Annotated in this window: 1 pseudogene; it reads right to left on the reverse strand. The window is 62.3% G+C overall.

Annotated elements, in window-relative coordinates:
- Positions 1-2,064: pseudogene (locus AC1RAD_RS31415) on the reverse strand (ESPR-type extended signal peptide-containing protein); the annotation flags it as partial.

Here is a 2,064-nt window from a genome sequence, read left to right on the forward strand (position 1 = left end):
CAGACCCGAGGACGTAGACGTCGAGAGGCTGTCGATGCTGCTCGTCGCCGTGCTCAGGCCGCTCGACGTGGAGGTCGAAAGGCTATCGATACGGCTGTTGGTCGTGCTCAGACCCGTGGACAGGCTGGAGATACCGCTGGTGGCAGTGCTCAAACCAGACGACGTCGAAGTCGAAAGGCTGTCGATGCTGCTCGTCGCAGTGCTCAAGCCGGACGACGTCGAGGTCGAGAGGCTGCTGACGTTGCTGTTGGTCGTGCTCAGGCCCGTGGACAGGCTGGAGATACCGCTGGTAGCGGTGCTCAAACCGGACGACGTCGACGTCGAAAGACTGTCGATGCTGCTCGTGGCCGTGCTCAGGCCGGACGAGGTCGAGGTCGACAAGCTGCTGACGTTGCTGTTCGTGGTACTCAGGCCGGTAGACAGGCTGGAGATCCCGCTGGTGGCGGTGCTCAGACCCGACGACGTCGACGTCGAAAGGCTATCAATGCTGCTCGTGGCCGTGCTCAAGCCCGATGACGTGGACGTCGACAGGCTGCTGACGTTGCTGTTCGTGGTGCTCAGACCGGTCGACAGGCTGGAGATCCCACTGGTCGCTGTGCTCAAACCCGACGACGTCGAAGTCGAAAGGCTATCGATGCTGCTCGTAGCCGTGCTCAAACCAGACGACGTCGAGGTCGACAGGCTGCTCACGTTGCTGTTCGTCGTGCTCAGGCCCGTGGACAGGCTGGAGATACCGCTGGTTGCGGTGCTCAGACCCGACGACGTCGACGTCGAAAGGCTGTCAATGCTGCTCGTGGCCGTGCTCAAGCCCGACGACGTGGACGTCGACAGGCTGCTCACATTGCTGTTGGTCGTGCTCAGACCGGTCGACAGGCTGGAGATCCCACTGGTCGCCGTGCTCAGACCCGACGATGTCGAAGTCGACAGGCTGCCCACGTTGCTGTTCGTCGTGCTCAGGCCCGTGGACAGGCTGGAGATGCCGCTCGTGGCCGTGCTCAAACCCGACGACGTAGACGTCGACAAGCTGCTCACATTGCTGTTCGTCGTGCTCAGGCCCGTCGACAAGCTGGAGATGCCGCTGGTCGCCGTGCTCAAGCCACTCGACGTCGAGGTCGAAAGGCTGTCCAGGTTGCTGTTCGTGGTGCTGAGGCCGCTCGACGTGGACGTCGACAGGCTGTCGATACGGCTGTTGGCTGTGCTCAGACCCGACGATGTCGAAGTCGACAGGCTGCCCACATTGCTGTTCGTGGTGCTCAGGCCTGTAGACAGGCTGGAGATGCCGCTCGTGGCGGTGCTGAGGCCAGACGACGTGGAAGTCGACAGGCTGCTGACGTTGCTGTTGGTCGTGCTCAGACCAGTCGACAGGCTGTCGATGCCACTCGTGGCTGTGCTCAAGCCGCTCGAAGTGGAGGTCGACAGGCTGCTGACATTGCTGTTTGTCGAGCTCAGGCTCGTGGACAGGCTAGAGATCCCGCTGGTCGCCGTGCTCAGGCCACTCGACGTAGAAGTCGACAGGCTGCTCACATTGCTGTTGGTCGTGCTCAGGCCCGTCGACAAGCTCGAGATGCCGCTGGTCGCGGTGCTCAGACCGCTCGAAGTCGACGTCGACAAGCTGCTCACGTTGCTGTTCGTGGTGCTCAGCCCGGTCGACAGGCTCTCGATGCCACTCGTCGCCGTGCTCAGACCCGAGGATGTGGAGGTCGAAAGGCTATCGATTCGACTGTTGGTCGTGCTCAAACCACTGGACGTCGAAGTCGACAAGCTGCCCACGTTGCTGTTCGTGGTGCTCAAGCCCGTCGACAGGCTGGCGATGCCACTGGTCGCAGTGCTCAGGCCCGACGATGTCGAAGTCGACAGGCTGCTCACGTTGCTGTTGGTCGTGCTCAGGCCAGTAGACAAGCTGGAGATGCCACTGGTCGCGGTGCTCAATCCACTCGACGTGGAAGTCGAGAGGCTGTCCAGGTTGCTGTTGGTGCTGCTCAGAGCCGTAGACAGGCTCGAGATGCCGCTGGTCGCCGTGCTCAGGCCGGACGACGTCGAGGTCGAGAGGCTGCTGACGTTGCT

This window comes from Variovorax sp. GW823-FHT04B03 (genome assembly GCF_058796495.1).